The organism is Neobacillus drentensis NBRC 102427, from assembly GCF_001591445.1.
GTDB classification, from domain to species: domain Bacteria; phylum Bacillota; class Bacilli; order Bacillales; family Cytobacillaceae; genus Neobacillus; species Neobacillus drentensis.
The window spans coordinates 14,083-39,043 of sequence record NZ_BCUX01000014.1; the positions used below are offsets into that span (position 1 = coordinate 14,083).

A 24,961-nucleotide genomic window follows, 5' to 3' on the forward strand; every position below is an offset into this window, starting at 1 on the left:
GGGAGCAAATTAATTTGAAAACCTTGAATTTACCTGCAACTACTCTACCAGATGAGGCAGAAAAACTCAGAAATGAAATTAGAGAATTTCTTGCTGACGAAATGGCTGCTGGAACATTTGAACCACGCTGTGATTCCTGGTTAGGTAGTCATTCCGCTGAATTAAGTGAGAAATTAGGGGAACGTGGCTGGTTGGGAATGACTTGGCCGAAGAAATATGGTGGACATGAACGAACATCATTAGAGCGATTTGTTCTTACTGAGGAACTTTTGGTAGCGGGTGCACCAGTTTCAGCACATTGGTTTGCTGACCGCCAAACGGGTCCCCTGCTATTAAACTATGGAACGGAACAACAACGGCAAACGTTTCTGCCCAAAATGGCAAAAGGCCAATTATACTTTGCGATAGGCTTAAGTGAACCAAATTCGGGATCGGATTTAGCATCTATTTCTACTAGAGCTAAAAAAATTGGTAATAAATGGGTGATAAATGGAGCGAAAATTTGGTCAAGCGGGGCACATCATGCTCATTATATGCTCGTTCTGTTAAGGACTTCACCACTTGAAGATGGAAAAAAATATGCAGGCTTAAGCCAAATAATCGTGGACCTTTCTTCATCAGGAGTAACAATCCGCCCGATTAATTTAATGACAGGTGAGCATCATTTTAATGAGGTCATTTTCGAGGATGTTGAAGTATCAGAGGAAATGGTTGTTGGGAAATTGGGAGAAGGCTGGAAGCAAAGTATGGCTGAATTAGCATTCGAACGAAGTGGTCCGGAAAGGATTCTAAGTACATATCCATTGCTGCAGGAATTATTGGTCCAACTAGAGGATTCCTCCAATCCACATGTGAAAAATAAGATTGGAAGATTAGTAGCAAGGCTGTGGACTTTGCGTCAAATGTCCTTAAGCGTAGCCACGTTACTGCTAGAAGGAAAATCCCCTGATATTGAAGCAGCACTAGTGAAAGATTTAGGGACAGCATTTGAAAAGGAAGTCATTGAGGTGACAAGAGACCTTGTTTCGGTCCGGCCGTCCCTAAGTTCAAAAAATAGACTGGAAGTTTTATTAGCAGAAGCAATCTTACATGCACCTGGTTTTACACTGCGAGGCGGTACAACTGAAATCTTACGAAGCATCATTTCAAAGGGGTTGGGAGTTTAATGAGTGATATTAGAAACATGCTCGTTGAGACGGCTAATAAAATATTGAAAGACTTTTGTATGAAAGAGTTAGTAATGGATGCAGAAAAGGGAATTTGGCCACAAGAATTGTGGAATATCTTAAATGAAACAGGAATGACAATTGCAGGCATTCCCGAGGAAGTCGGCGGTGTTGGCGGGGATGTTGGGGATGCACTAAGTCTATTAAGAGTGGCTGGAAAATATGCTGCACCAATTCCTCTAGCAGAAACATTTATTGCCAATTGGCTGTTTAGCACATCAGGTAGGGAAGCCTCTACTCAAGCCTTAACAGTTGGACCCGTAAGAAAGGAGGACCAATTGAATTTTACGAAAATAGCAGGGGGCTGGTTGGTGTTTGGAAAATTAAGAGATATCCCATGGGCTCGGAATGTGAAAGAAATCGCCTTATTTGGAAAAACGGAGGATGGAAAATCGATTGTGACAACTGTTCCTTTAGAAAATTGCCAAATAAATAAGGGGGTAAATCTTGCGGGTGAACCTAGGGATGAAGTCGTCCTTACTAATATTTTCATTCTCGATGAAAGTGTAGCGATTAACACGCAAGTGAAAGAAGTCGATTATTGGAACATTAGTACTTTGACGAGGATAGTGCTTATGGCTGGAGCACTTGAAAAAGTTTTAGAGCTTTCCGTTGACTATTCGAATGAAAGAAGTCAGTTTGGGAGGGCAATTGGTAAATTCCAAGCAATTAAACAACAATTAGCTGTTATGGCAGGTGAAATTGTTGCTTCGAGCACGGCTGCTGATTCGGCTGTTGAGGCTTTTTGCAGTGGAAAGATGGTCAATGAAGTGGCAATGGCTAAGATTCAAGTGGGGGAGGCATCTTCCCTAGTCACAAAAATAGCGCATCAGGTTCATGGAGCAATGGGCTTTACAGACGAACATCCACTTCATCTTCTCACAAGAAGACTGTGGTCATGGCGGGATGAATACGGTACTGAGAGTGAGTGGGCTGAATTTTTAGGAGAACAAGTTTTAGCAAATGGGTCAGAAAACTTGTGGCCAATGATTACCTCATCATTAGTCACACAAAAAGTCAATTAAAAGTTTTTTAAAAATAAACAGGTAATGCGGCAATAAATGTCAAAATATTATAGAGATTTAAAAAATTCGTGTTTCGAAATATTTATTAGTGATTCATTTCAAAGATCATTTGTCAAGGAGGAACTAATGACAGGCCATAAAAAAGTCTTAGTGGTGGGTGCAACCGGGCTTGTAGGGAATGCAGTCATGAAGCATCTGGCTAACCAACAAAATACATCTGTTGTAGCTGTAGCACGCCGTAAACCCGCCAACCCTTACAGTGCAAAATTCATATCTGTTGATCTTACCAATGAAAAAGAATGTTTTAACCATTTTGGGAATATGACCGACATTACCCATATTGTGTATGCTGCTCTTTATGAAAAACAGAATCTGACAACTGGATGGCTGGAACAAGACCAAATTCAAGTCAATGACCGAATGCTACGAAATATTTTCGAACCATTGGAACAAGCATCGTCTAAAACATTAAAACATGTCACTTTATTACAAGGAACAAAGGCATATGGGGGACATGTTCGTCCAATTAAGGTGCCTGCAAGGGAAGGAAAGTCTGACGCCCGTGATATCCCAAATTTTTATTGGGCACAAGAGGATTATATTAAGAATAAGCAACAAGGGAAGGATTGGAATTGGACAATTTTTCGTCCACAAATCATCATAGGTGAGTCTATTGGCAGTGCGATGAATCTAATCCCTGCCATTGGAGTCTATGGAGCCCTCCTTAAAGAGGAAGGGAAACCATTGTACTATCCTGGGCAAGAAACTTCCGTAATGGAAATGGTCGATGCCGATCTTTTAGCACGGGCAATCGATTGGGCAGGAAGTGTTGAATCCGCTTCCAATGAAACCTTTAATATTACGAATGGTGATGTAATGGTAATGAAAAATATATGGCCTGCCATTGCTGAGGCTCTAGATATGGATTCTGGTGAAAACGTCCCAATCTCATTAGCAAAGGAAATGTCTAAAAGGACTTCTGATTGGGATCGAATCTGTGTCAAATATCAACTTGCTGCCCCTGGAATAACTGAGTTTGTTGGGCAATCCTTCCAATTCGCAGACCGATACTTAAATCAATTGCATCATCCACTCCTCGTTTCCACCATTAAACTGCGCCAAGCAGGGTTTCATGAGGTTATGGACTCAGAATCGATGATAAAAAAATGGATAAACGTATTCCAAGAAAAAAGACTCCTTCCTTCACCTTGTACGGGTAACGGAAGATTGTCCCATCAAAATATCAGTATTTCATAGGGGTATGCATAAATCAGATGTGAGAGGTGGTGTTGATGCTAAAGATGTGGGAGAAATACTTTGAAGCAAGAAAAGTTACAGCGGAGCAAGCAATTTACTCAATCCAGCCCAATCAAACTATTTTAATTGCCCCTCTAAGCAATGAACCTCAAACATTAGTGGAGCAATTAATTGAACAGAGGCAACGGATTCAAAATGCTTATATCTATACGATGGTCCAAGGGAGTAAGTGTTCCTTTGCAAATAAGGAATGTTTACCTTTTTTTAAAATCAGAACGTTCCTTTCCTCACCATTGCTAAAAACGGCCTTTATCGATGGGGAATGTGATTATATCCCGATAAATATGTCGAAGATTCCAGAATGGTTAAAACAGAATGAATTAGATACAGTTCTAATTCAAGTCTCTCCTCCCAATGAAAAAGGATTTTGCTGCCTCGGAATTTCGGTGGATTATATGAAATCTGCCATTCATTCCGGTAAGAATATTATTGCTGAAGTAAATAGTGAAGTACCATGGACTTTTGGTGAAACAACCATCCATGTAACGGAAATAGATTCCTTTATTCTCACCTCCAGACCAATGATAGAAACGACACCTAAACCACTAACAGAGGTTGAACGAAAAATTGGTGAAAATGTAGCAGAACTTATTCCTGATCAATCTACATTACAAATAGGCATTGGCTCCATTGCTGAAAGTATTTTATTGAATTTAGAACACAAAAAGAATTTAGGCATTCATACTGGTACCTTTTCCGATGGCATTATTCATTTAATTGAAAATGGCGTCATTACAAACAAATATAAGAATTTGAATAATGGAAGGGTAGTCGCTACGAATATATCGGGAACCAAAAAATTATATGATTATGTTCATAATAATCCCTTAATTGAGCTATACCCGGTGAACTACACTCATAATCTCTCTACTCTTTCAAAAATTGATAACCTCTATTCAATTAACTCTGCATTGGAAGTAGACCTATCAGGACAAATAAACGCTGAAAAATATAGTTCCTATCCAATCGCAGGTGTCGGTGGACAAATGGATTTTATTAAAGGCTCACAGGCCTCCTTAGGTGGGAAATCAATCATTGCATTACCATCGACAGCGAAGAACCATACCATCTCACGGATTACTAACAGCGTCGCACATGTGACGTCACTGAAAAGCGAAATAGATTATGTAGTGACGGAAAATGGCATTGCTAGTCTGTTTGGAAAATCACTTCAAGAAAGAATGGAAGAAATGATTTCTATTGCTCATCCAATGTTTAGAGAAGAATTAATGTCTTCTAGATTAATGGTTTGAAAGGAGTGACGTGAATTTGTTAGACACCCCAAGTGTTAAATACGAATTGAACGAAGGTATAGCAATCATAACTTTAAACGAGCCTGATTCTCTTAATGCCCTTTCAGCAGACGTAAAAAGTAATTTATTGAAGTGTGTAAATCAAGTTGAATCAGATCCAGAGGTAAAAATTGTCATAATTACAGGAGAAGGAAAAGCTTTTTCAGCAGGTGGAGACGTAAAAGGAATGGGGAAAAGAACAACCCTTGAATCTGTAGAAAAAATTAACCATACCACTAAATTGATTCTCCGCATAGCTGAATTACAAAAACCAGTAATTGCAGCCGTTAATGGGTATGCAATGGGAGCAGGTTTTAGTTTAGCGTTGGCAGCCGATATAGTCATTGCACAAACCAATTCAAAATTCGGGTTAAGTTTTTCTAAAGTAGGGCTAATTCCTGATTGTGGGCTTCTCCACTTCCTGCCTAAAATCGTTGGTCCATGGAAAGCGAAGGAATGGATCTTCTCAGGTGCCGTGCTGTCAGCAGAAGAAGCTCAAAAATATGGAATTGTGAACCGATTAGTTGAAGAAGGTGAGGCATTAAATGAGGCTGTAAGTTTTGCTAAAGAATTAGCACGAGGCCCAGTCCAGACCATGGTTTTTGTAAAATCGATTATGGAGAAATTCCAGAATAACGATTTAAAAGCGACCATCCAATATGAAAATTTTGCTCAAGCAATCCTTCAGCAAACGGAAGACCATTTAGAAGCTGTTTTAGCATTTAAGGAAAAACGAAAACCAAACTTTACCGGAAAATAATTGTAAAAGCTAAACAACCAAAGGGATGTAGTACGGAGGTGTAGATTTGTTGTCAAATAGAGCAATTACTAAAAGTGAAACGATATATGGACGTGATTTAAAAGTCTATCAGAAAGCATGCAAAAATCTTAACGAAATCCTGAAGAACTCTGTCGACCGGTTTCCAGACCGGGAAGTAATTATTTGTGATGATAGACGAGTTACGTACCTTGAATTCTATCATTTAGTTGAGAAAATGGCCGCTAATTTACAACATCGCTTCCATTTTAAAAAGGGAGACCGGCTGGCTATTTTATCAAACAACACGGTTGAGTTTTGTATATGTGTATTCGCTACTTCCTATTTGGGTGGCATTGTGGTGCCACTAAATACACGGCTTCGCCCGTCGGAATTACAATTTATGTTAAAAAATTCAGGTACAAATGTATTGGTGGTTGAAGACGTTTTAGTTGAAGTGGCAAAAGATTCGGTCCACCTAGCTAATTTGGAGTTGAACGTGTTTGTAACCGGAGATACAGAGAATAAGCCTTCCCGTTTTTGGTTCCCATTTGATAGTTTGTTAGAGGAGAATAAGCCTGCACAACCGGCTGAAGTTGAAAGAACGGATCCCTTATTCATTATGTATACATCCGGGACAACTGGTACACCAAAGGGAGCATTAGGCACTCATCTAGGAATCTCACAAAATGTATTAAATTTCAGTTTAAACTTGGATACGGATGAAAGAGACCGCACCTTAATTAACATCCCATTGTTTCATGTTTCCGGATTAATTGCTGGATTCACCCACATGGTCTATGTTGGCGGGACATCTGTTTTAATGTACACGTATAAAACACAGAAATTTCTCGAATTGCTCGACCGTGAAAAAATAACATATATCAATACAGTTCCAACAATCTTTGTGTTCCTATTAAACTATCCTGATCGGGACAAATATGATTTAAGTCATTTAAGATTAGCCGTTACGGGTGGTGCACCAATGGCAGTAAGTACGATTCAACAACTTATGAGCCTATATCCGAATATGAACTTTATCAACAATTATGGGGCAACTGAATGCACCGGATCGTGCACCTTTTCTAGACCTGAGTCAGCAATCTCGAAACCTGATTCTGTTGGGATTCTCACTAAAATTATTGATTGGAAAATCATCAATGATGCTGGAGAAGAGGTAGGCAGGAACATTGTCGGCGAATTATGCATTAAAGGACCTACTGTAATTCCGGAATATTGGAAAAATCCAGAAGCTACCTATAAAGAGTTTATTGATAATGGCTACTGGAAGTCTGGAGATATTGGTTATGTCGATGATGAAGGCTACTTTTTTCTAATGGACCGCAAAAAAAGCATGATAAATCGCGGGGGAGAAAATATTTATACTGCCGAGATAGAAAATGTACTTTTTAATCATCCAAGTGTTTTAGAGGCAGCAGTGGTAGGATTGCCAGATCAAGTATTTGGAGAAGAAGTGCTGGCATCAATTGTATTGAAGGATGGTCATTCAATACAAGAACAGGAAGTTCGTGAGTTTGTTGGACAATATCTTGCAGACTACAAAGTACCAAAATATGTTCAATTTTTAAATGAATTGCCAAGAAATCCTTCCGGTAAGGTTCTTAAAAACCATTTAAAGGACGAATATCAGAATTTAACGATGAAAAATAAATGATGGTAGGTATGCGGATTAATTTCTGAAATTTATGAAAATAGTTGAGGTGGGATGTTAATGAGTTACGAATTGAACGAACATCAAATTGCACAAAGACAACAAACAAAGAAATATATTTCAGAACACTTAGTAAACAGTGTAGATCGGATGGAGACAGAAGGTGTCATAACGGCTGACGATATAAATGCTGTTAAAGAGTCCGGAATTTGGGAAATGGTTTTAGGCAATGAGACGGAATGGATATCAAAGGTCACGGTTTTAATTGAATTGGCCAAAACCTCTCCATCCTTTGCCAGTTTGTTTACTGACTTAATTTTTACTAAATCGATTTTAGCCAATAAATATGATGGTCAGTTCTACTCAGCGGCCTTTGTTGAAGAAGAAGCTGGGTCAGACTTATCGGTTATTCAGACAGAAGCGCGGAAAATAAAGAACAACTGGGTATTAACAGGAGAAAAATGGTTTGTTGCAAATGCCGAACTGGCAGATCATTATATGGTGTTAGCGAAAACCCCAGACAACACCTTCTCTATTTTTCGAGTATCGAATGAGGCCGAAGGTATTATTACACAAGAACAAAAGAAAATGGGATTAGAGGGTCTAAAGCTATCGAAAGTTATGTTTAATCAAGTATCCATCCCGTCATCTTCCTTGATCCTATCAGTGGATCGCAGTTTTGAAGGGTTAAATTATGCCAATGGGCTGGCAAAACTATCAATTTCTTCATTAGCGATTGGAATTGCGGAAGCTGCCCTAGAGGAGTCATTAGTTCGTGCTCGTGCTAGAGAGCAATTTGGAAATCCAATCGGTGATTTTCAGGCGATACAATTTAAAATTGCTGATATTACGGTAGGAATTAATGCGGCCAACACATTACTATATCTTGCTGCACAGAAACTTGATAGAAATGAAGAGTTTGAAACAGAGGCAGCGATGGCGAAGGTTTTTTCAACAGAGATTGCCAGTAAAGCCGTGAACCATGCTGTCCAAATTCATGGTTCACATGGGCTCTTAAATGACTCGACTGTTTCCCAATTGTATCGTTCTCAACGTTTAACAGAGATTTTTGGTCAGACTTCAGAGATGCAGCGGATTACAATTGCAAAATATGTTATTGATCACATTGGGGTTAACGAAAAGGAGGTTAATTATGGACTATCGCTTTAATGAACGAGAACAAGCATTAATTAAAAAAATTAAAGAGGTTTGTGAGAAACAATTAATTCCGATTCAAGAGGAATTTGGTGAACAAGATGTCCTATCCTTTGATATGGTGCGGGCGCTGGCCGAAAATGATTTTTATAGAAGACATATACCGGTTGCGTATGGCGGATTAAATGAGGCAGACCAAGCGAATGCCACAGAGCTATGCATTATAAGAGAAGAATTGGCAAGACAATGCCCATTAGCAGAATCCACTTATTCGGTTACCTGTCTTGGAAGTTTCCCTATTTTGCTTGCTGGAACAGAAGAACAAAAGAAGCATTATTTAGGAAAGATGACATCGGGTGAGGAAGTATTTGCGTTTGCTTTGACAGAACCAAATGCCGGATCTGATGCTGTAAGCTTACAAACAACTGCGAAACTAGATGGGAATGAATGGGTAATTAATGGCAAAAAGATATTCATCTCCAACGCCGGGGATGCCGGAGTCTATGTGGTTTTTGCTCGAACCAGTGATGCACCAGGTTCAAAAGGCATTTCAACTTTTATTGTGGAAGATGACAATATTGGATTAGAAGTCACACAGAGGTTGAAAATGATTGCCCCGCATCCAATTGGCGAGGTAACCTTCACCAATTGCCGAATCCCCAAAGAGAATCTTCTAGGGGAAGAAGGACGAGGGTTTAAATATGCGATGCAAAGCTTAGATATGTTCCGTTCTTCTGTCGGGGCACAACAAGTCGGTTTTGCAGAGGCAGCATTAGAACATGCGGCCGAATATGCTAGAAAGCGTCATGCCTTTGGTGGTCCGATTACCCAGTTCCAGGCGATTCAATTTAAATTAGCAGATATGTATACAGAAATTCAAGCGGCAAAAAATTTGGTTTACTATGCGGCACATCGGAAAGACCTAGGAAACCGGGTAACTAAGGAAGCCGCGATTGCCAAACTTTATGCAACTCAGGTTGCACAGCGTGTCGCCTACGAGGGTCAACAGATATTTGGGGGATATGGAATGATTAAAGGAAACCCACTGGAGTTACTATATCGTGAAGTTCGTCCAGCAGCTATTTATGAAGGATCAACGGAAATACAACATATGGTAATTGGCAGAGGAATGATAAATGGCAGTTTCATAGATGACAGTGTTGAAAAAGTATTATTGTGAGGTGATGGAAATGATAGATCGAAGTTTAATAGGAAAAGTAAATGAGCCGGTATACCTAGATATCGAAAAAGGAGCGATACGTAAATTCGCACGAGCCATCGGTGATGATAATCCAGTTTATCACGATGAAGCAGCGGCTAAGGCCAAGGGGTATCCGTCACTGCTGGCTCCCTTGACCTTTCCGACTACCTTTCGCGAAATAGAACCTGAATGGTATACCAAAATCGACAAAAGTACATTGCTGCATGGGGAACAAGAATATGAATATTTTAGACGTTTTTATGCCGGAGAACGTATAAAGTGCATTGAAAAAGTGATAGATGTTTTTGAAAAAACAGGTCGAAATGGGAAATTAACGTTTATTGTTCGTGACAAGGAAGGCTTTGACGGGGCTGAGGAATTAATATTCAGGGAACGCCAGACTTTAGTTGTAAGGGGATGAAGTGAACATGGGAATGGAATCTAAAACACTTCTAAATAAACAAATACCAAAACTAGTAAAACAACCAATTACTCGTGTTCAGCTGTCCCAATATGCTGGTGCATCTGGTGATTTTAATCGAATTCACATCGATGAGGAGTTTGCGAGAAACTCGCCATTAAAAGGAGTTATAGCGCATGGAATGCTTTCGATGGGCTTTTTAGGCCAATATTTAGACAAGATCGCTGGTGATGATTTTCATGTAAAGAATTTTAAAGTACGGTTTCGGGCCATGGTCAGACCTGGTGATACGATTACATGTGCTGCAGAAGTAATGAATGAAGAGAATCAAGTGATTTCACTAGATTTAAAAGCTTTAAACCAACATAATGAACCGGTCATTTTAGGCGAGGCCATACTGTTGGCTAAGGAAGAGGAGGGATATCTTTGAGAGAAGCAGTCATTGTTGAAGCATTGCGTTTACCAGTGGGCAGAAGAAAAGGGGTCTATTCAGATACAAGACCTGAGTATCTATTGAGTGAAATTATGAAAACCATCGTCCAGCGTACGGGGATTGATCCAAAGGAAATCAATGATGTCGTGGTAGGCTGTGTAACACAGAATGAGGAACAAGGTAACAATATTGCGAGAATCTGTACCTTAATGGCAGGCTTGGACGTACAAACTTCTGCGACGACGCTTAACCGAAAATGCGGATCCTCCCAACAAGCAATCAATCAGGCGGCACAAGCGATTATTGCAGGGGATCAAGAAGTTGTCATAGCAGCAGGTGTCGAAAATATGACAAGACATCCACTAGGCTCTGATCGGGTTGAAGCGCCCAAAGAATTAACAGATATGTATGAGATGATTCAACAAGGGGATTCTGCTGAAAGAATCGCTAAAAAATGGGATATTACCCGACTAGATTTAGATGAGTTTTCCCTAAGAAGTCATAAATTAGCAGACCAAGCGAGAAACAGTGGCGCATTTAAAAGAGAAATTGTCCCAATTGAAGTAGTAAAAGATGGAGAAAGAATCCTTGTCACTGATGATGAAGGGATAAGACCAAGTACATCATTAGAAAAACTCGGCGCATTAAAGCCTGCTTTCTTTGAAGACGGCGTGATAACAGCTGGAAACTCTAGTCAAATTAGCGACGGTGCTGCCGCTGTGCTGATTATGTCAAAAGAAAAAGCATTGGAATTAGGATTGAAACCTAGAGCGAGAATTATTGCAAGGGATGTCATTGGCTCTGATCCAACGATGATGTTAACCGGACCAATCCCAGCCACAAAGAGAATTCTTGAGAAGGCTGGTGTAACGGTGGAAGACATCGATGTATTTGAGTGCAATGAAGCATTTGCTTCTGTTGCGCTAGCATGGAGCAAGGAAATCAATCCTGATATGAATAAGGTGAACCCGCGAGGTGGAGCGATTGCTCTAGGTCACCCGACTGGTGCAAGTGGTGCTAGAATTATGACCACCCTTCTACATGAATTAGAGGATATGGATAAGAGATATGGCCTGCAAGTAATGTGCTGTGGGGGTGGAATGGCAACCGCTACTATCATCGAACGCCTTCAATAGAAATCGACGAGGTGAATATCTGGTGGACACTACGATGGTTAATTTTAAGCAGGATCTCTTTTCTCCTTTTTATATTGGAACTGTAAGGGTGAAAAACAGAATCCTAATGGCACCAATGGAAACAAATATGCCATCCTTAAATGGAGAGGTAAACGATCGGGTAATTCAATATTATAAAGAAAGAGCCGAAGGTGGGGCCGGTGCGATTATTGTTGAATTTACTTGTGTTGATTCACCAGTAGGGAAAGGAACGGAAGCCCAGTTGGTAATCGATCATGATGGCTTTATTCCGGGTCACACCTACCTAGTAGAAGAAATTCAAAAATATAATTGTAGAGCATTTTTGCAGCTTCACCATGCTGGAAGACAAACCAATTCTAAAATAACTGGCTTCCAGCCGGTGGCCCCTTCGCCGATTGCCTGTAAAGTAATGAGGGCAGAACCAAGAGAATTAACAACAGATGAGGTAGAAGATTTGGTTACAAAGTTTGTTAGAGCAGCAAGGAGAGCTAAACTAGCTGGTTATGATGGGGTTGAATTACATGCCGCTCATGGCTATTTATTAGGGAGTTTTTTATCTCCCTACTCTAACAAAAGAACGGATCGATATGGTGGCAGTACGGTGAATCGAACTAGAGTAATAACGGAAATCATCCAAGGGATAAAAGCCAAAGTAGAGCGGAATTTCCCGGTCATCGTTCGGTTTAGTGCAGATGAATTTGTCGACGGTGGATTAGAGCTCGAGGAATCCATCGAAATTGCCAAACTGTTAGAAAGCAATGGCGTTGATGCCATCCATGTTTCCACAGGAACCTTTGAATCTAATGATAAGAATATTGATCCCATGTCGGCTAAACAAGGATGGCGTATTCATTTCGCAAGTGAAATAAAAAAACAGGTAACGGTTCCCGTTATTGGCGTAGGTGTCATTCGTGAGCCGGAATATGCAAATGAAGTGATTCAATCTGGAAGTGTAGATTTCATTGCATTGGGGAGAGCATTAATCGCAGATCCAAAATGGCCGGAAAAAGCACGTAAAAGAAACTATAAAGATATTAATCGCTGTACCACTTGCGGTTATTGTACCGACCGACTAAGACAGCATCAAAGTATTCGCTGTTCCGTTAACCCAAGAGCGGGTCGTGAATTATCACAGCCAGAATTACAGCCAGTCGTTAATCCACTCAAAAAAGTTCATATCATTGGTGCGGGGGCGACAGGGATGTACGCGGCCGTTCTTGCTGCAAAGAGGGGATATGAAGTCTATCTTTATGAAAGAGAAAATCAGTTAGGGGGATTATTAGATGTCGCTAGTGCCCCTCCTGGTAAGAAAAATTGGCAATGGTTTAAAGAATATTTAGTCCATCAGATTCAGCAATTCTCGAACATTACCATTTGCTTAAACAAATCAATCGAGCTTAAGGATTTAGCAAAGATGGCTAACGATTATGTCATGGATGCATCTGGTATGACACCAAAATTCCATAAATTATTCAATGCCAACATTCCGATTGTAAGTGTTGTTGAGGTATTACAAACGAATAAAATGGAAAACAAAAATATCATCATACTTGGTTCACGAGGTGCCGGTCTAGAAGCTGCCAACTATCTAGCAGACAAAAATAATCGTGTAGTCGTCATTGCAAGGTCAGGTAAACGCTCCAATGGATTAAATATCGATTTAATTAATCGAATGGACCTATTAAAAGACCTTAAATTGAAAAAGGTAGACATTCTGAATAATACGGATATCTCCATCGATGAAAAAGGTAATCTACTATTTAGTCATACAGTAAGCAAGGAAAGAATCCATTTGCCATTTGAGCCTGAGATTGTGGTTTCAGCTAGGGGATTTGATGCAAATTCAATTCTAGGAGACCAAGAAGATATCATAAAAATCGGTGGAAGCAATGAACCTGGAAAAATCTTAAATGGAATATGGCAAGCATACGTAGAAGTGAGTAAATTTCTTTAAGATATACAGGGGGAGTTGTATCCCCCAGCTAGATTTTCTCCCCATAGTGAAAAGGTAGATACATTGACGTCTTAGAAGTTTCATTTAGGATAGGCGTGTTGCTAAAGCATACATAATTCTTTTGGACTGTATACAAACTGTATCCCTGTACCAAAACAAAGTAAAAAGTAAACAGTTTATTTACAGAAAATTCAAAATTGCCTCGCGAAATGGACAGTTTTTAGCATATTTATTTTGGCATGGAACTTGCAAGTTATTATAGTAGTTAAAATAAAAGGGGGTTCCATTATGAGGAAGAGAATACTTACAACTTTAATGTTAGTATTGGTTTTGATTTTGGGAGCATGTGCACAGTCATCAAATGGTACTGGTAAAAATGAAAGCGGAAACATAAAAATTGGTGCAGTGCTTCCATTGACAGGACCAGCAGCCCTATACGGCCAGCAAACATTAGATGGTGCGAAATTGGCAGCCAAAATGATTAATGATGATGGTGGGATTTTAAAAGGTCGTAAGATTACCTTATTAACTGAAGATGATCAATCAAAACCGGAGTTAGGTGTAACGAAATTTAAGAAATTAATTGAAAGTGATAAAGTTGATGCCATTACTGGAGGGGTAAACAGTTCTGTTAACATGGCAACAAAAGATGTTGCTAAAAATAAATTGTTAAATGTTGTTACTGTTTCTAAGGCTCCAGAAATTATGAGCGACCGTGATTCATTCCGCTTCCGGCTAAATAGCACGAACGATATGGATGGTAAGGCTTTCCATAAGTTTATGGCTGAACAGCTTAAACCAAAAACAGTTGCGGTTATTGCTGAAAATACTGATTATGGTCAAGCTGAATTAAAGGCCTTGAAGAAAAACTGGTCTGGCAATGATAATCCTAAAATCGTGGCAACTGAATTTTTTGACTTAGCTGAAACAGATTTTACTAACCCGTTAACAAAATTAAAGTCAGCCAATGCTGATGCATTATATGTTGTTGGTGCTGCGATTGAAATAAATTCGGCGATTTTCAAACAAGCACATCAACTTGGATTCAATAACACGATGAAATTACTTGCACCCGGTAATATCAATTCAAAAATGGTGGAGTTAGCCGGTGAGGGTGCAGAAGGTATTATCTCTGCAGACCTATATCAAAATACGATTGATAATGAGATGAACAAAGAATTTGTGGCCGCATTTGAGAAAGAATACAACCGTAAACCGGAAAAAATGGAGATGTTAGGTTTTGAATCCATCTGGTTTGTGGCTAAAGCAATGGATAAAGCTGGGTCGTCCACTGACTATAAGGCTATATCTAAAGCTTTAGAGAGTGAAGATTGGAAATCACCTAGAGGCGATTTAAAGTTTGAAGACGGCCAAGCTTTAGGAGAAGTAATTCCGTTAACTGTTAAGGGTGGTAAAGTTATTCCCTATCAGCAGTAGATTGATAGACACTAACCAAATAGCTTCTATAAAAGAAGCTATTTGGTTAAAAAAATTTCAATAATACAAGGATCTTCCTTGTTTATTTTCATTTCCCGATGAATAAAGAGGATACTTACCTTTAAATGAAAGAAAGGGGGATATTTTTTTGGAAATTATCAATCAATTAGTCGCGAATGGATTAGTTATTGGATTAACTTATACCTTGTTTGCTTTAGGAGTAACATTAATTTTCGGAATATTAGGAATGATTAATTTCGCCCATGGTGAATTTTATATGCTTGGGGCATTTGGATCATATATCCTTCAACAAGAATTAGGATTAAATTACTTCCAGTCAGGAATTGTGACCATCGTCATTATTTGTTTGATTGCATGGTTAATTGAAAAATTTACGCTCCGTTCATTACTTGCTACCGATCATTTAAACTCATTACTTGCCACCTTTGGTTTAAGTATTGTTTTATTGAACTTGGTTGCAATTGCATATGGAACAACTCCCAGGCAGATAAGTAGTCCGTTTAATGGTGTCGTCCATATTGGAAATGTCTTTATCACTCAGCAAAAAATAGTCGTTGTCCTTTTGGGGATTGTGGTCATCGTGCTGCTAAACCTGTTTATCAAGCACAGTCATTTAGGGAAACTCATGCGAGCTGTCTCACAGAATAGCATGGGCGCCATGGTTTCAGGGATTTCAATTAAACGAATCTATTCTTTTACCTTCATTTTTGGGGTTTCATTAGCCACACTAGCTGGAATCCTGATCGGACCTACCACCTATGTAACACCAACAATGGGTACAAGTGTTATGTTAAAAGGTTTTGTCATCGTTATTTTGGGTGGTTTAGGCAGTGTTCCTGGAGCAATTATCGGCGGTATGTTACTTGGATTCGTTGAAACAGGGGCATCGTCTTTAGTGGGGAACTCTTGGAAGGATATCATTGGTTATGTGATCTTGATTCTCGTTTTATTAGTTCGTCCTCAGGGAATCTTTGGATTTCAAAGGAGGTCACAATAATGAAAAAGAAACTGCCCTTTATCCTGCTATTACTAATTTTAATTTCTCTCCCATTTGTATTTAATAATCCTTATTACTTAAATATTATCATCACATTTGGGATTTTCTCGATCTTTGCATTAAGCCTAAACTTTATTGTCGGTTACATTGGTGAAATATCATTTGGTCATGCCGCGTTTTTTGGCTTAGGTGCCTACTTTACCACCTTGATCCATCAAAGCTTAGAATTTCCATATTTTATTAGTTTACTCATTTCCTTAGTATTAACTGGCTTGGTTGGAATGTGTGTTGGATTTTTATCACTCCGTCTCCAAGGCGTTCACTTTGCCATCATTACGCTGGCATTCGCGGAAGTGTTTCGCCTAATCATTCTCAATCTGACAGATATTACCCGAGGTGCCATGGGGCTAAGTGTTTCTTCCCCGACTATACCCTTTACGCAAATTTCTCTTACTGATCCAATGATTTATTACTACTTCGTTTGTCTGTTTTTAGTAGGGGTCATCTATTTTATTAAATTCATATTAAGAACACCTTTTGGCAGAGGAATACTAGCCATAAAAGAAGGAAGTCTGTTAGCAAGTTCAATTGGAATTCATGTTTCTAAGTATAAAATTATTGCATTTACGATTTCAGCGGTGATTGCGGGGTTGGCTGGGGCATTGTACGGACCTTTTGTTGGAATTATTACCCCCGACCTCTTATCCGTCCATTATACAACTGAGGCATTATTAATGGTAATTGTCGGTGGAAAAGGATTCTTGCTAGGACCATTGTTTGGTGCCTTTATCTTCACCGTTATCCCAGAATTCTTGTGGATGTCCCCGGAAGTACAACTACTAGTATTCGGTGTTATCTTAGTTTTATCAATTAAGTTTATGCCGAAGGGGATTGCTAATCTGATTAAAGAGATTAGAACAAAAATGCAAAAGGATACAGGGCCTAAACGGCAGAGTAAAAGTAGTATGGAGAAAGAAAAGGAGGTGTCATAACGTGACATTATTATCAGTTTCCAATTTAAGTAAACGATTCGGAGGTTTGAGTGCGAATTCCAATATATCATTTGCCGTTGAGGAACAAAGCATCGTTGGTATTATTGGTCCCAATGGTGCTGGAAAAACGACTTGCTTTAATTTGATAAGTGGCTTTTTACCACCCACAGAGGGAGAAGTCTTGTTCAACGGTACCGATATAACTAAATTGAATGCCCATCAGACGGCATCACTTGGAATGGTTCGAACATTTCAGCATACAAGCGTGTTTTCCGAACTTTCTGTATTGGATAACATTCTGACGGGCCAGCATTTGGAAGTGAAAGGGCTATTAAAATATGCCTTTACTAATTGGAAAAAATACATCGAAGAAGAAAATAATAGTAAACAAAGAGCGATTGAGATTTTAAAACTAATGGAATTAGAAGATAAGAGAGAAGCACAAGCCAAAAGTCTTCCGTATGGTGAACAAAGAAAGCTAGAAATTGCAATTGCCTTAGCTGCTAATCCTAAATTATTACTATTGGATGAGCCGGCAGCAGGCATGAATGAAACGGAGTCTGCTAAACTCGTTCAAATTATAAAAAAGCTAAAAGGAAAAGGACTTACAGTATTAATTGTGGAACATGATATGAAGGTGGTAATGAATCTTTGTGATTATATTGTTGTTCTAGATCAGGGGGCAAAAATAGCGGAAGGCACTCCAAAAAAGATTAGTAACAATTCTAAGGTTATCGAGGTTTATCTAGGTACTCCTGATGAGGATCACCACACAGAAAAGGAAGGAAGTGTGGAATTTGCTTAAGTTAAAGGATGTCCATGTTTCATATGGTCCCATTAAAGCTGTTAAAGGAATATCTCTCCATATTAATGAAGGAGAAATGATTGCCTTAATAGGTGCAAATGGAGCGGGTAAGAGTACAACCCTTAAGGCTATTGCTGGGATTGAACCAATAGAATCGGGTGAAATCAATTATTCCGGAGAAATTATTTCAAATCTTCCATACTATAAGACCAACAATCTTGGGATTACACTTGTCCCAGAAGGACGTCAGTTATTCCCTGATATGACGGTAAAAGAAAATCTTGAAATGGGATACAAGAAATCGAAAAAAGGTGCAAGTTTACGAGAATTATTGGAAAAGGTCTATGAATACTTTCCAGATGTGTATATGAAAAGGAATGAACTGGCCAGCAGCTTAAGCGGTGGCCAGCAGCAAATGGTCGCCATTGGGAGAGGCATCATGTCGGAGCCTAAGTTGATGATGTTTGATGAGCCATCATTAGGTTTAAGTCCTGTATTAGTACAAAATGTAGTCAGTATTATTCGAACTTTGCATGAGAATGGCCATAGTATATTGCTTGTAGAACAAAATGCGAATTTGGCCTTGAAAATGGCAGATCGAGGCTATGTTTTAGAGATGGGAAGGATAGTCCTAGAAGACAAGGCTAGTTCTTTATTAAAGAACGAGGAAATCAAAGCCGCATATTTGGGTCTTTAACAATCAAATATTACTATTTTCATATTTAAAATAAGAGATTGGGGTTGAGTGAATTGTTTTTACAAGATCAAGTAGCAATTGTGACAGGCGCAGGAAATGGGATAGGAAAAGCGACCGCGATTGGTTTAGCAAAGCAAGGTGCCAAAGTAATTGTTAATGATATCAATGAAGAACATATTGCAGAAACAGTTCAAATAATTCGTAGTCAAAATGGGGAAGCAATTGGGGTCCAAGGAAATGTAGCTCTGTATGAGGACACACAAAGAATCGTAGACGCAGCGAGGGAAACATTTGGGACCGTACATATTCTCGTGAATAATGCTGGGATTATCAGGCCGGCGATGATCCACAAAATGGATGATGACCAGTGGAATCAAGTAATTGATGTAAGTTTAAAAGGGACATTCAATTGTATTAAAGCAGTTGCTCCAATTTTTATAGAGAGAGGGAAAGAAAACCCTGAAGCATTATCAAATGGAAAAATCATTAATGTGACGTCTACTGCTGGTCTTGGAGGAACAATTGGGCAGGTGAACTATAGTGCAGCCAAAGCTGGTGTGATTGGTGTGACTATGTCCACTGCACGTGAGTGGGGCAGATACCGTGTTCAATCAAATGCTGTTGCATTTGGAGTGGTAGAAACGGATATGACTGAAACAATTAGAAGCGATAAATTTGCTGATACTTACAAAAATAAAATCGTGTTAAACCGTTTTGCTGCAGTCGATGATGTCGTCCCAGGGATTGTGTTTTTAGCATCCAGTGGTTCCAATTATATTACCGGTCACGTTTTGAATATTTCTGGTGGCTCACATATTGGTTAGTAATTAGTCGAATGTTCCTAAAAACTTAATGAAAAGGAAATGGGGAATGGCAATGACACAAATTATTGATTTAACAATGGGAATTTATGAAGGGATGCCGCAGCATCCAGCGCATGGACGGACACCGCTTTTTTTATCCGGAACTCGAAATCATGAAGCCTATAAAGATTTTAAGCGGCTCAATCAGTATGATGAAACAGACATTATCTCATTTGAAAATGAGCAAATCATTATTTGTGGTCACTCAGGTACACATATGGATTCCTGTTTCCATGGAGACCCGGAATCTGAATATACCATTGATAAAATGCCAATCGACTGTGGGTACGGAAATGCGGTCTGGCTGGATGTGTCGTATCGATTTGGATCAAAAGCAGTTGTAACAGCTAAAGACCTTAAAGAAGCAGAGTTCCGTTCGGGGACCAAAATCCTTCCAGGCGATATTGTGTTAATTTTTACGGGCTGGTCAACAGTGAATGATCCAATTCGATATTCTTTTGAGCATATGGGATTAGCCAGAGATGCAGGAGAATGGCTGAGAGAAAAGCGGGTTAAAACGGTTGGAATTGATAATTGTAATGTGGATGCAGCCGGAGAATTATCGATGCCGGTTCACATGAATTTCTTACGTCCTCGTGTATTAGGCTTACCAAATGATGATTTTATTGCCATTATTGAAAATATGGTAAATATTAATAAAATTACAAAATCAAGATTTACATTTTCTGGAGCTCCAATTCCGTATATTGGTAAAACGGGTGGACAGGTACGTGCATTAGCGATTATCGATTAATAGGGTAGGTGAAATCATGTTACTAAATAATAATTCCTTACAAGAGTTTATTTTTAAAGAAAGTTTCGAACCGACTTCCATACATGACTTTCCTCTAGCCCAAGTGTTGAACTATATCCACGATGGGGTGGTCGTCGTCGATGAAAAGGGTGTAATCGTATATGCGAACCCCTCGTATACTCGGATATTACGTGTCCCGGTTGAAAGAGTCATTGGCAGGAAAATGAAAAGGGTAGAACCAAATGCAAGAATCTTGACTGTCATGGAAACCGGTGTGCCGATATTGCAGGAGCCCGTTTATCTGGACCACTTAAAAGCTGAAGTGATTATTGATGCCACACCGCTGTATAGTAACGGGAAAATCATTGGCGGTGTAACTGTATTTAAACAAGTAAAAGAAGTCATCCGATACTATAATGCACTAACGAAATTAAATGAAATTAAAAAGAGAGAGCAAACAGAAAATAGGCATTCCTCAGAATTGAAAGACCCTTTTAAGAAAATTATTGGCAGTGACCCGCTATTTTTGACCTGCTTAAACAAGGCCTCCTTGGTAGCTTCTTCCAACGCCTCCATCTTATTAGGGGGTGAAAGCGGTGTGGGAAAGGAAGTCTTTGCAAAGGCGATTCATGAATCCAGTTATCGCAAAGATGGGCCATTTATAAAAATTAATTGTTCGGCCATTCCGGAAACATTAATTGAATCTGAACTTTTCGGTTATGAAAATGGTGCTTTTACCGGTGCAAAAAAGGGCGGTAAAATCGGGAAATTTGAATTAGCACATGGAGGTACGATATTTTTAGACGAAATTGGTGACATGCCGATTAATGTTCAAGCAAAATTACTTCGAGTATTACAGGAAAGGGAAATTGAGCGGGTTGGCGGTGATCAAACAATCAGTATAGATATTAGAGTCATTGCGGCAACCCATCAAAACTTGCCTGAACTGATAAAAAATAAGCAATTTCGTGAGGACCTCTATTATCGAATAAATGTGTTGCCAATTCACATCCCAGCACTTAGGGAAAGACCTCAAGATATTGAAATATTAGCCAACTTTTTTACTGAAAATTTTTCCAATATGTATAATAAAAAATTAATTCTATCAAAAAACGTCCTTGAAATACTTAGAAGCTATCATTGGCCTGGAAATGTAAGGCAAATGATTAACACGATTGAACATGGAGTCATTCTTTGTGATAGTTCGGTTATTCAAAAGGAGCATCTTCCACAGGAAATTATTCAATTTCAAGCTACTAAGGTGTTGAAAAACAATGTCGAAGAAATAGAACTAGTTGAACCGGAAGAGGAACAAGAGGATGAACAAGATGATGAATTCGCAGATGAGCGTGCAAAGTTTATAGCTGCTTTAAAAGAAGCACAGTATAACCGTACAAATGCTATGGAAATTCTTGGGGTTAGCAGGAGAACATTCTATAAAAAGTTAAGAAAGTTCGACATTAACTTGAAATAACTAGTGATTAGAATGAATGATCGATAAAACTAGAGAGATAAACTTTTTTTAAATGGAGGTGACTTAGATGGATGTTATCATAATGGGGTCAAATGAGCAGGCTTTAAGCCTAGCCTTATCTTGTAAAAATAAAGCAGCTTCCATCACTTTTATTGATGAAGATACAGATTCCTTAGAATTCCTACAGGATGAAATGGAACATGGTTATGAGGACAGGTTAGGGATCAAGAAAAAGTTTAAATTTACTTCAAACCTTGACATAAATCTTAACCAGCCCGTGGTATTTTTCGATTATTTGCCTGACAATGAAGAAAAGTTAGGCTACCTAAAAAAGAGTAAAATCGAAATACCAAATGGTAGTGTGTTCTTTACAACTAGTAAAATCTATTCCGTTTCAAAAATAGCATCACATTTACAGGATCCGAGAAATGTAGTTGGTCTACAATACTTACATTCTTTTGAAAAGTCCAAAGTAATTGAATTGGTGAAAGGGATTCATACATCGACGAAGGCTTTGGAGAGGGCGAAGTGGTTGATGGGGGAACTGGGAAAAGAAATGAACATCGTGAAAGATTCCCCCGGCTTCTTATTAAATCGAATGACAATGGTATTAATTAATGAAGCAATTCATCTTTTAAATGAAGGAATTTCCACCCCGCATGAAATTGACAAGGAAATGGAACTGGCTCTTGGTCTAATGGCAGGACCTTTACGCCTTGCTGACCAAATAGGGCTGGATATTATATTAAATATGTTAAATTCGCTATACCAAGGAACAGGTAATCCCAAATTTCTACCCTGCTCCTTATTGCAAAATATGGTTTATTCCGGGTACTTAGGTCAAAAAACAAATTCCGGATTTTATAGTTATTCTGCAGAGATATTGAATTTTCCTCATTTAAAGGTTTATTGATCTCCTTATTCCCCCTAATTCGGTAGCTAAAAGTAAGTTATATACTCTTTATCTAGAATTTCAATGTTGCAACTACCTTTTTAGATATAGCTTTAGACAGTAGTTAATAGAAAAATGGAGGTTATGCATTGAAAAAATGGAAGGTTTATTTATGTGCTGTTGTCTTTCTCATCTTAGCTGGTTGTAATCAAACATCTGGTAATGAGAGTAGTGATGGTTCCAGTTCTTCTAAATCGGCGGTGAAAATCGGGGTCGTTCTTCCTTTAACGGGTCCAGCTGCATTGTATGGCCAGCAAGCACAAGAAGGTGGAAAATTAGCTGCAAAAATGATCAATGACAATGGCGGAATTTTAGGAGGAAGACAGATTGAATTGGTCGTTGAGGACGATCAAGCAAAACCTGAAAATGGTGTCAATATGTTTAATAAATTAATTAACAAAGATAAAGTGGATGCCATTACCGGCGGAGTGAATAGTTCTGTTTCAATTGCTGAGAAAGATATTGCAAAAAACAAATTAGTAAACATTGTTACTATCTCTTCTGCACCTGAAATTATGGAAAATCGCGATCCTTTTCGCTTCCGTTTAAACACAACCAATGATATGAGGGGGAAAGTATTTCATACGTTTGTAAAAGATACATTAAAGCCTAAAACGGTTGCCGTTATTGCTGAAAATACCGATTATGGTCAAGTGGAGTTAGAGATTTTGAAAAAGAATTGGTCGGGTAAAGATGCCCCGAAAATTATTGGCACAGAGTTTTTTGAATTAACGGAAACCGATTTTACCAATCCCTTGACGAAATTAAAGGCTGCAAAAGCAGATGCAATCTATGTTGTTAGTTCGGCGATTGAGATTAATTCGGCCATCTTTAAACAAGCCCATCAATTAGGCATGAATGACACGGTGAAACTTTTGGCACCTGGAAATCTTAATACAGAATTTATCAAACTCGCCGGGGCAGATGCCGTCGAGGGTACGATATCAGCAGATATTTACCTAAGTTCTGCCAACAATGAGTTTAACCATACGTTTGTCACTGCATTTGAAAAAGAATACAAATATAAACCAGAAAAAATCCAGACATTGGGATTTGAAGCCATTTGGTTCCTCGCAAAAGCAATGGATAAAGCGGGGACGGTTGATGATTATCAAGCAATTTCGAAAGTGTTAGAAGACACGGAGTGGGAATCGCCAAGGGGCAATGTTGATTTTGTCGATGGTCAGGCTCAAGGTGAGGATGCTCTGTTAATGGTGAAGGATGGAATTATTGTTCCGTATCAACCTTAAAAGGACCTATTATTTCGTAAAAAAGAGAGGTTTTAAACATGAAAAATCGTATATGTGAATTACTTGATGTAAGGTATCCAATCATTGAGGGTGGCATGGCTTACGTCGGGAATGGGGCGCTGGCTGCGGCTGTTTCAAATGGTGGGGGATTCGGGCAAATTGGTTCGGCAGGGAGATCACCAGAAAACTTTGAAGAGGAAATATTACTTGCTTCACAGCTTACTAAGTATCCATTTGGTGTCAATCTGCCCATAAGTGAGCATAAGGACAACCAACCATATGTAAATGTAATTACAAAGCATAAAGATAAGATTAAAGCGATCAGTATAAGTGCTGGAAATCCGTCGCCGTTTATTCCGATTTTTAAGGAGATGGGGTTAGTTGTAATGGTCATTACAGCGACGGCTAAACATGCCTTGAAAGCGGAAAAAAGCGGAGCAGATATTATAGTTTGTGAAGGATATGAAGCGGGAGGACACAATGGGGGTGCCGAATTAACCACATTCGCATTGGTTCCGCATGTTTCAAGAATGGTAGATGTTCCTGTGGTCGCCGCGGGTGGAATCATGGATGGACATGGTATGGCAGCAGCCATGGCGTTAGGAGCGGAGGCTGTTCAATTAGGAACACGATTTGTCGCAACAATCGAATGTCAAGCGCATGATAATTATAAGCAATATATAGTAGATTCTAGTGATGATGCAACCACCATTTTGACACGGAAAATAGGCGGTGTCATCCGTGCCCTTAAATCCAATTATTCTAACAAAGTACAAAAAATTGACCAAGCGGCGTCAACGATTGAAGAGATTCTACCATACGTAAGGGGGACAGAAAATAAAAAAGCAGTCATTGAAGGCGACTTTGAAAATGGCTGGGCTAGTGCCGGTCAAGGTGTAAGTTTAATAACGAGTGTTGATAGTGCGGTTGATGTGGTAAAGGCAATTGCAGTAGAAGCAAATCAGGTCATAGCAGAAATGAAAGTGATTAACTTTGGTCAAAGCGCTTTAAAGAATTGAAGAAATGTAAGGGACTACCAATTGAATTGTATTTTACAAATTGTCAACTACACTATTCTTCTATTTAATTCTGGACCTCTAATAGTATAA

Annotated in this window: 23 protein-coding genes; all 23 read left to right on the plus strand. The window is 39.0% G+C overall.

The window, feature by feature from the left end:
- Positions 1-14 precede the first annotated feature (14 nt).
- Positions 15-1,166 carry an acyl-CoA dehydrogenase family protein gene (locus BDR01S_RS08630; RefSeq protein WP_157406128.1) on the plus strand — a complete coding sequence of 384 codons (1,152 nt, stop codon included), beginning with the start codon at positions 15-17 and terminating at the stop codon, positions 1,164-1,166.
- Complete coding sequence (locus BDR01S_RS08635; protein ID WP_066256140.1) at positions 1,166-2,251, plus strand: acyl-CoA dehydrogenase family protein; 1,086 nt, start codon at positions 1,166-1,168, stop codon at positions 2,249-2,251. Before BDR01S_RS08630 ends, BDR01S_RS08635 begins: the two co-directional genes overlap by 1 nt.
- Before the next feature lie 126 nt (positions 2,252-2,377).
- Positions 2,378-3,508 (plus strand): SDR family oxidoreductase, encoded by a 1,131-nt coding sequence (locus tag BDR01S_RS08640; RefSeq protein WP_066256138.1) that lies wholly within the window; start codon positions 2,378-2,380, stop codon positions 3,506-3,508.
- A 35-nt stretch (positions 3,509-3,543) separates the two neighbouring features.
- Positions 3,544-4,821 carry an acetyl-CoA hydrolase/transferase family protein gene (locus tag BDR01S_RS08645; RefSeq protein ID WP_066256136.1) on the plus strand — a complete coding sequence of 426 codons (1,278 nt, stop codon included), beginning with the start codon at positions 3,544-3,546 and terminating at the stop codon, positions 4,819-4,821.
- Between the two features lie 16 nt (positions 4,822-4,837).
- Positions 4,838-5,620: an enoyl-CoA hydratase/isomerase family protein gene (locus tag BDR01S_RS08650; protein WP_066256132.1), complete on the plus strand. Its 783-nt coding sequence runs from the start codon at positions 4,838-4,840 to the stop codon at positions 5,618-5,620.
- A 46-nt stretch (positions 5,621-5,666) separates the two neighbouring features.
- Positions 5,667-7,292, plus strand: coding sequence for a class I adenylate-forming enzyme family protein (locus BDR01S_RS08655; RefSeq protein WP_066256129.1), 1,626 nt, complete (start codon positions 5,667-5,669; stop codon positions 7,290-7,292).
- Between the two features lie 57 nt (positions 7,293-7,349).
- Complete coding sequence (locus BDR01S_RS08660) at positions 7,350-8,459, plus strand: acyl-CoA dehydrogenase family protein (RefSeq protein WP_066256125.1); 1,110 nt, start codon at positions 7,350-7,352, stop codon at positions 8,457-8,459.
- Complete coding sequence (locus BDR01S_RS08665) at positions 8,443-9,624, plus strand: acyl-CoA dehydrogenase family protein (protein ID WP_066256124.1); 1,182 nt, start codon at positions 8,443-8,445, stop codon at positions 9,622-9,624. Before BDR01S_RS08660 ends, BDR01S_RS08665 begins: the two co-directional genes overlap by 17 nt.
- Before the next feature lie 10 nt (positions 9,625-9,634).
- The gene (locus BDR01S_RS08670; RefSeq protein WP_066256121.1) at positions 9,635-10,066 is read left to right on the plus strand and encodes a MaoC family dehydratase N-terminal domain-containing protein; all 432 of its coding nucleotides are present in this window, start codon (positions 9,635-9,637) and stop codon (positions 10,064-10,066) included.
- Positions 10,067-10,073: 7 nt separating this feature from the next.
- Complete coding sequence (locus tag BDR01S_RS08675) at positions 10,074-10,496, plus strand: MaoC/PaaZ C-terminal domain-containing protein (protein WP_066256116.1); 423 nt, start codon at positions 10,074-10,076, stop codon at positions 10,494-10,496.
- Positions 10,493-11,635, plus strand: a complete 1,143-nt coding sequence (locus BDR01S_RS08680) for a thiolase family protein (protein ID WP_066256111.1) — start codon at positions 10,493-10,495, stop codon at positions 11,633-11,635. Before BDR01S_RS08675 ends, BDR01S_RS08680 begins: the two co-directional genes overlap by 4 nt.
- A 34-nt stretch (positions 11,636-11,669) precedes the next feature.
- A complete protein-coding gene (locus BDR01S_RS08685) occupies positions 11,670-13,610 on the plus strand; it encodes an oxidoreductase (protein WP_066256109.1) in 1,941 nt (646 codons plus the stop codon).
- Between the two features lie 288 nt (positions 13,611-13,898).
- On the plus strand, positions 13,899-15,047 hold the full coding sequence (locus tag BDR01S_RS08690; protein ID WP_066256105.1) for an ABC transporter substrate-binding protein: 1,149 nt from the start codon (positions 13,899-13,901) through the stop codon (positions 15,045-15,047).
- Positions 15,048-15,195: 148 nt separating this feature from the next.
- A complete protein-coding gene (locus tag BDR01S_RS08695; protein ID WP_066256102.1) occupies positions 15,196-16,065 on the plus strand; it encodes a branched-chain amino acid ABC transporter permease in 870 nt (289 codons plus the stop codon).
- Positions 16,065-17,057 carry a branched-chain amino acid ABC transporter permease gene (locus BDR01S_RS08700; RefSeq protein WP_066256099.1) on the plus strand — a complete coding sequence of 331 codons (993 nt, stop codon included), beginning with the start codon at positions 16,065-16,067 and terminating at the stop codon, positions 17,055-17,057. The genes BDR01S_RS08695 and BDR01S_RS08700 overlap by 1 nt, the downstream gene beginning before the upstream one ends.
- Before the next feature lies 1 nt (position 17,058).
- The gene (locus BDR01S_RS08705) at positions 17,059-17,862 is read left to right on the plus strand and encodes an ABC transporter ATP-binding protein (RefSeq protein WP_066256095.1); all 804 of its coding nucleotides are present in this window, start codon (positions 17,059-17,061) and stop codon (positions 17,860-17,862) included.
- The gene (locus tag BDR01S_RS08710) at positions 17,846-18,559 is read left to right on the plus strand and encodes an ABC transporter ATP-binding protein (protein WP_335582585.1); all 714 of its coding nucleotides are present in this window, start codon (positions 17,846-17,848) and stop codon (positions 18,557-18,559) included. Before BDR01S_RS08705 ends, BDR01S_RS08710 begins: the two co-directional genes overlap by 17 nt.
- A 53-nt stretch (positions 18,560-18,612) precedes the next feature.
- Positions 18,613-19,383: an SDR family NAD(P)-dependent oxidoreductase gene (locus BDR01S_RS08715; protein WP_082797361.1), complete on the plus strand. Its 771-nt coding sequence runs from the start codon at positions 18,613-18,615 to the stop codon at positions 19,381-19,383.
- Between the two features lie 52 nt (positions 19,384-19,435).
- Positions 19,436-20,176, plus strand: coding sequence for a cyclase family protein (locus BDR01S_RS08720; RefSeq protein WP_066256087.1), 741 nt, complete (start codon positions 19,436-19,438; stop codon positions 20,174-20,176).
- Positions 20,177-20,192: 16 nt separating this feature from the next.
- A complete protein-coding gene (locus tag BDR01S_RS08725) occupies positions 20,193-21,650 on the plus strand; it encodes a sigma-54 interaction domain-containing protein (protein ID WP_066363127.1) in 1,458 nt (485 codons plus the stop codon).
- Between the two features lie 67 nt (positions 21,651-21,717).
- A complete protein-coding gene (locus BDR01S_RS08730; protein WP_066256084.1) occupies positions 21,718-22,563 on the plus strand; it encodes a 3-hydroxyacyl-CoA dehydrogenase family protein in 846 nt (281 codons plus the stop codon).
- A 128-nt stretch (positions 22,564-22,691) separates the two neighbouring features.
- Positions 22,692-23,852 carry an ABC transporter substrate-binding protein gene (locus BDR01S_RS08735; protein ID WP_066256081.1) on the plus strand — a complete coding sequence of 387 codons (1,161 nt, stop codon included), beginning with the start codon at positions 22,692-22,694 and terminating at the stop codon, positions 23,850-23,852.
- Between the two features lie 38 nt (positions 23,853-23,890).
- The gene (locus tag BDR01S_RS08740) at positions 23,891-24,871 is read left to right on the plus strand and encodes an NAD(P)H-dependent flavin oxidoreductase (protein ID WP_066256077.1); all 981 of its coding nucleotides are present in this window, start codon (positions 23,891-23,893) and stop codon (positions 24,869-24,871) included.
- The last annotated feature ends 90 nt before the right edge of the window (positions 24,872-24,961 follow it).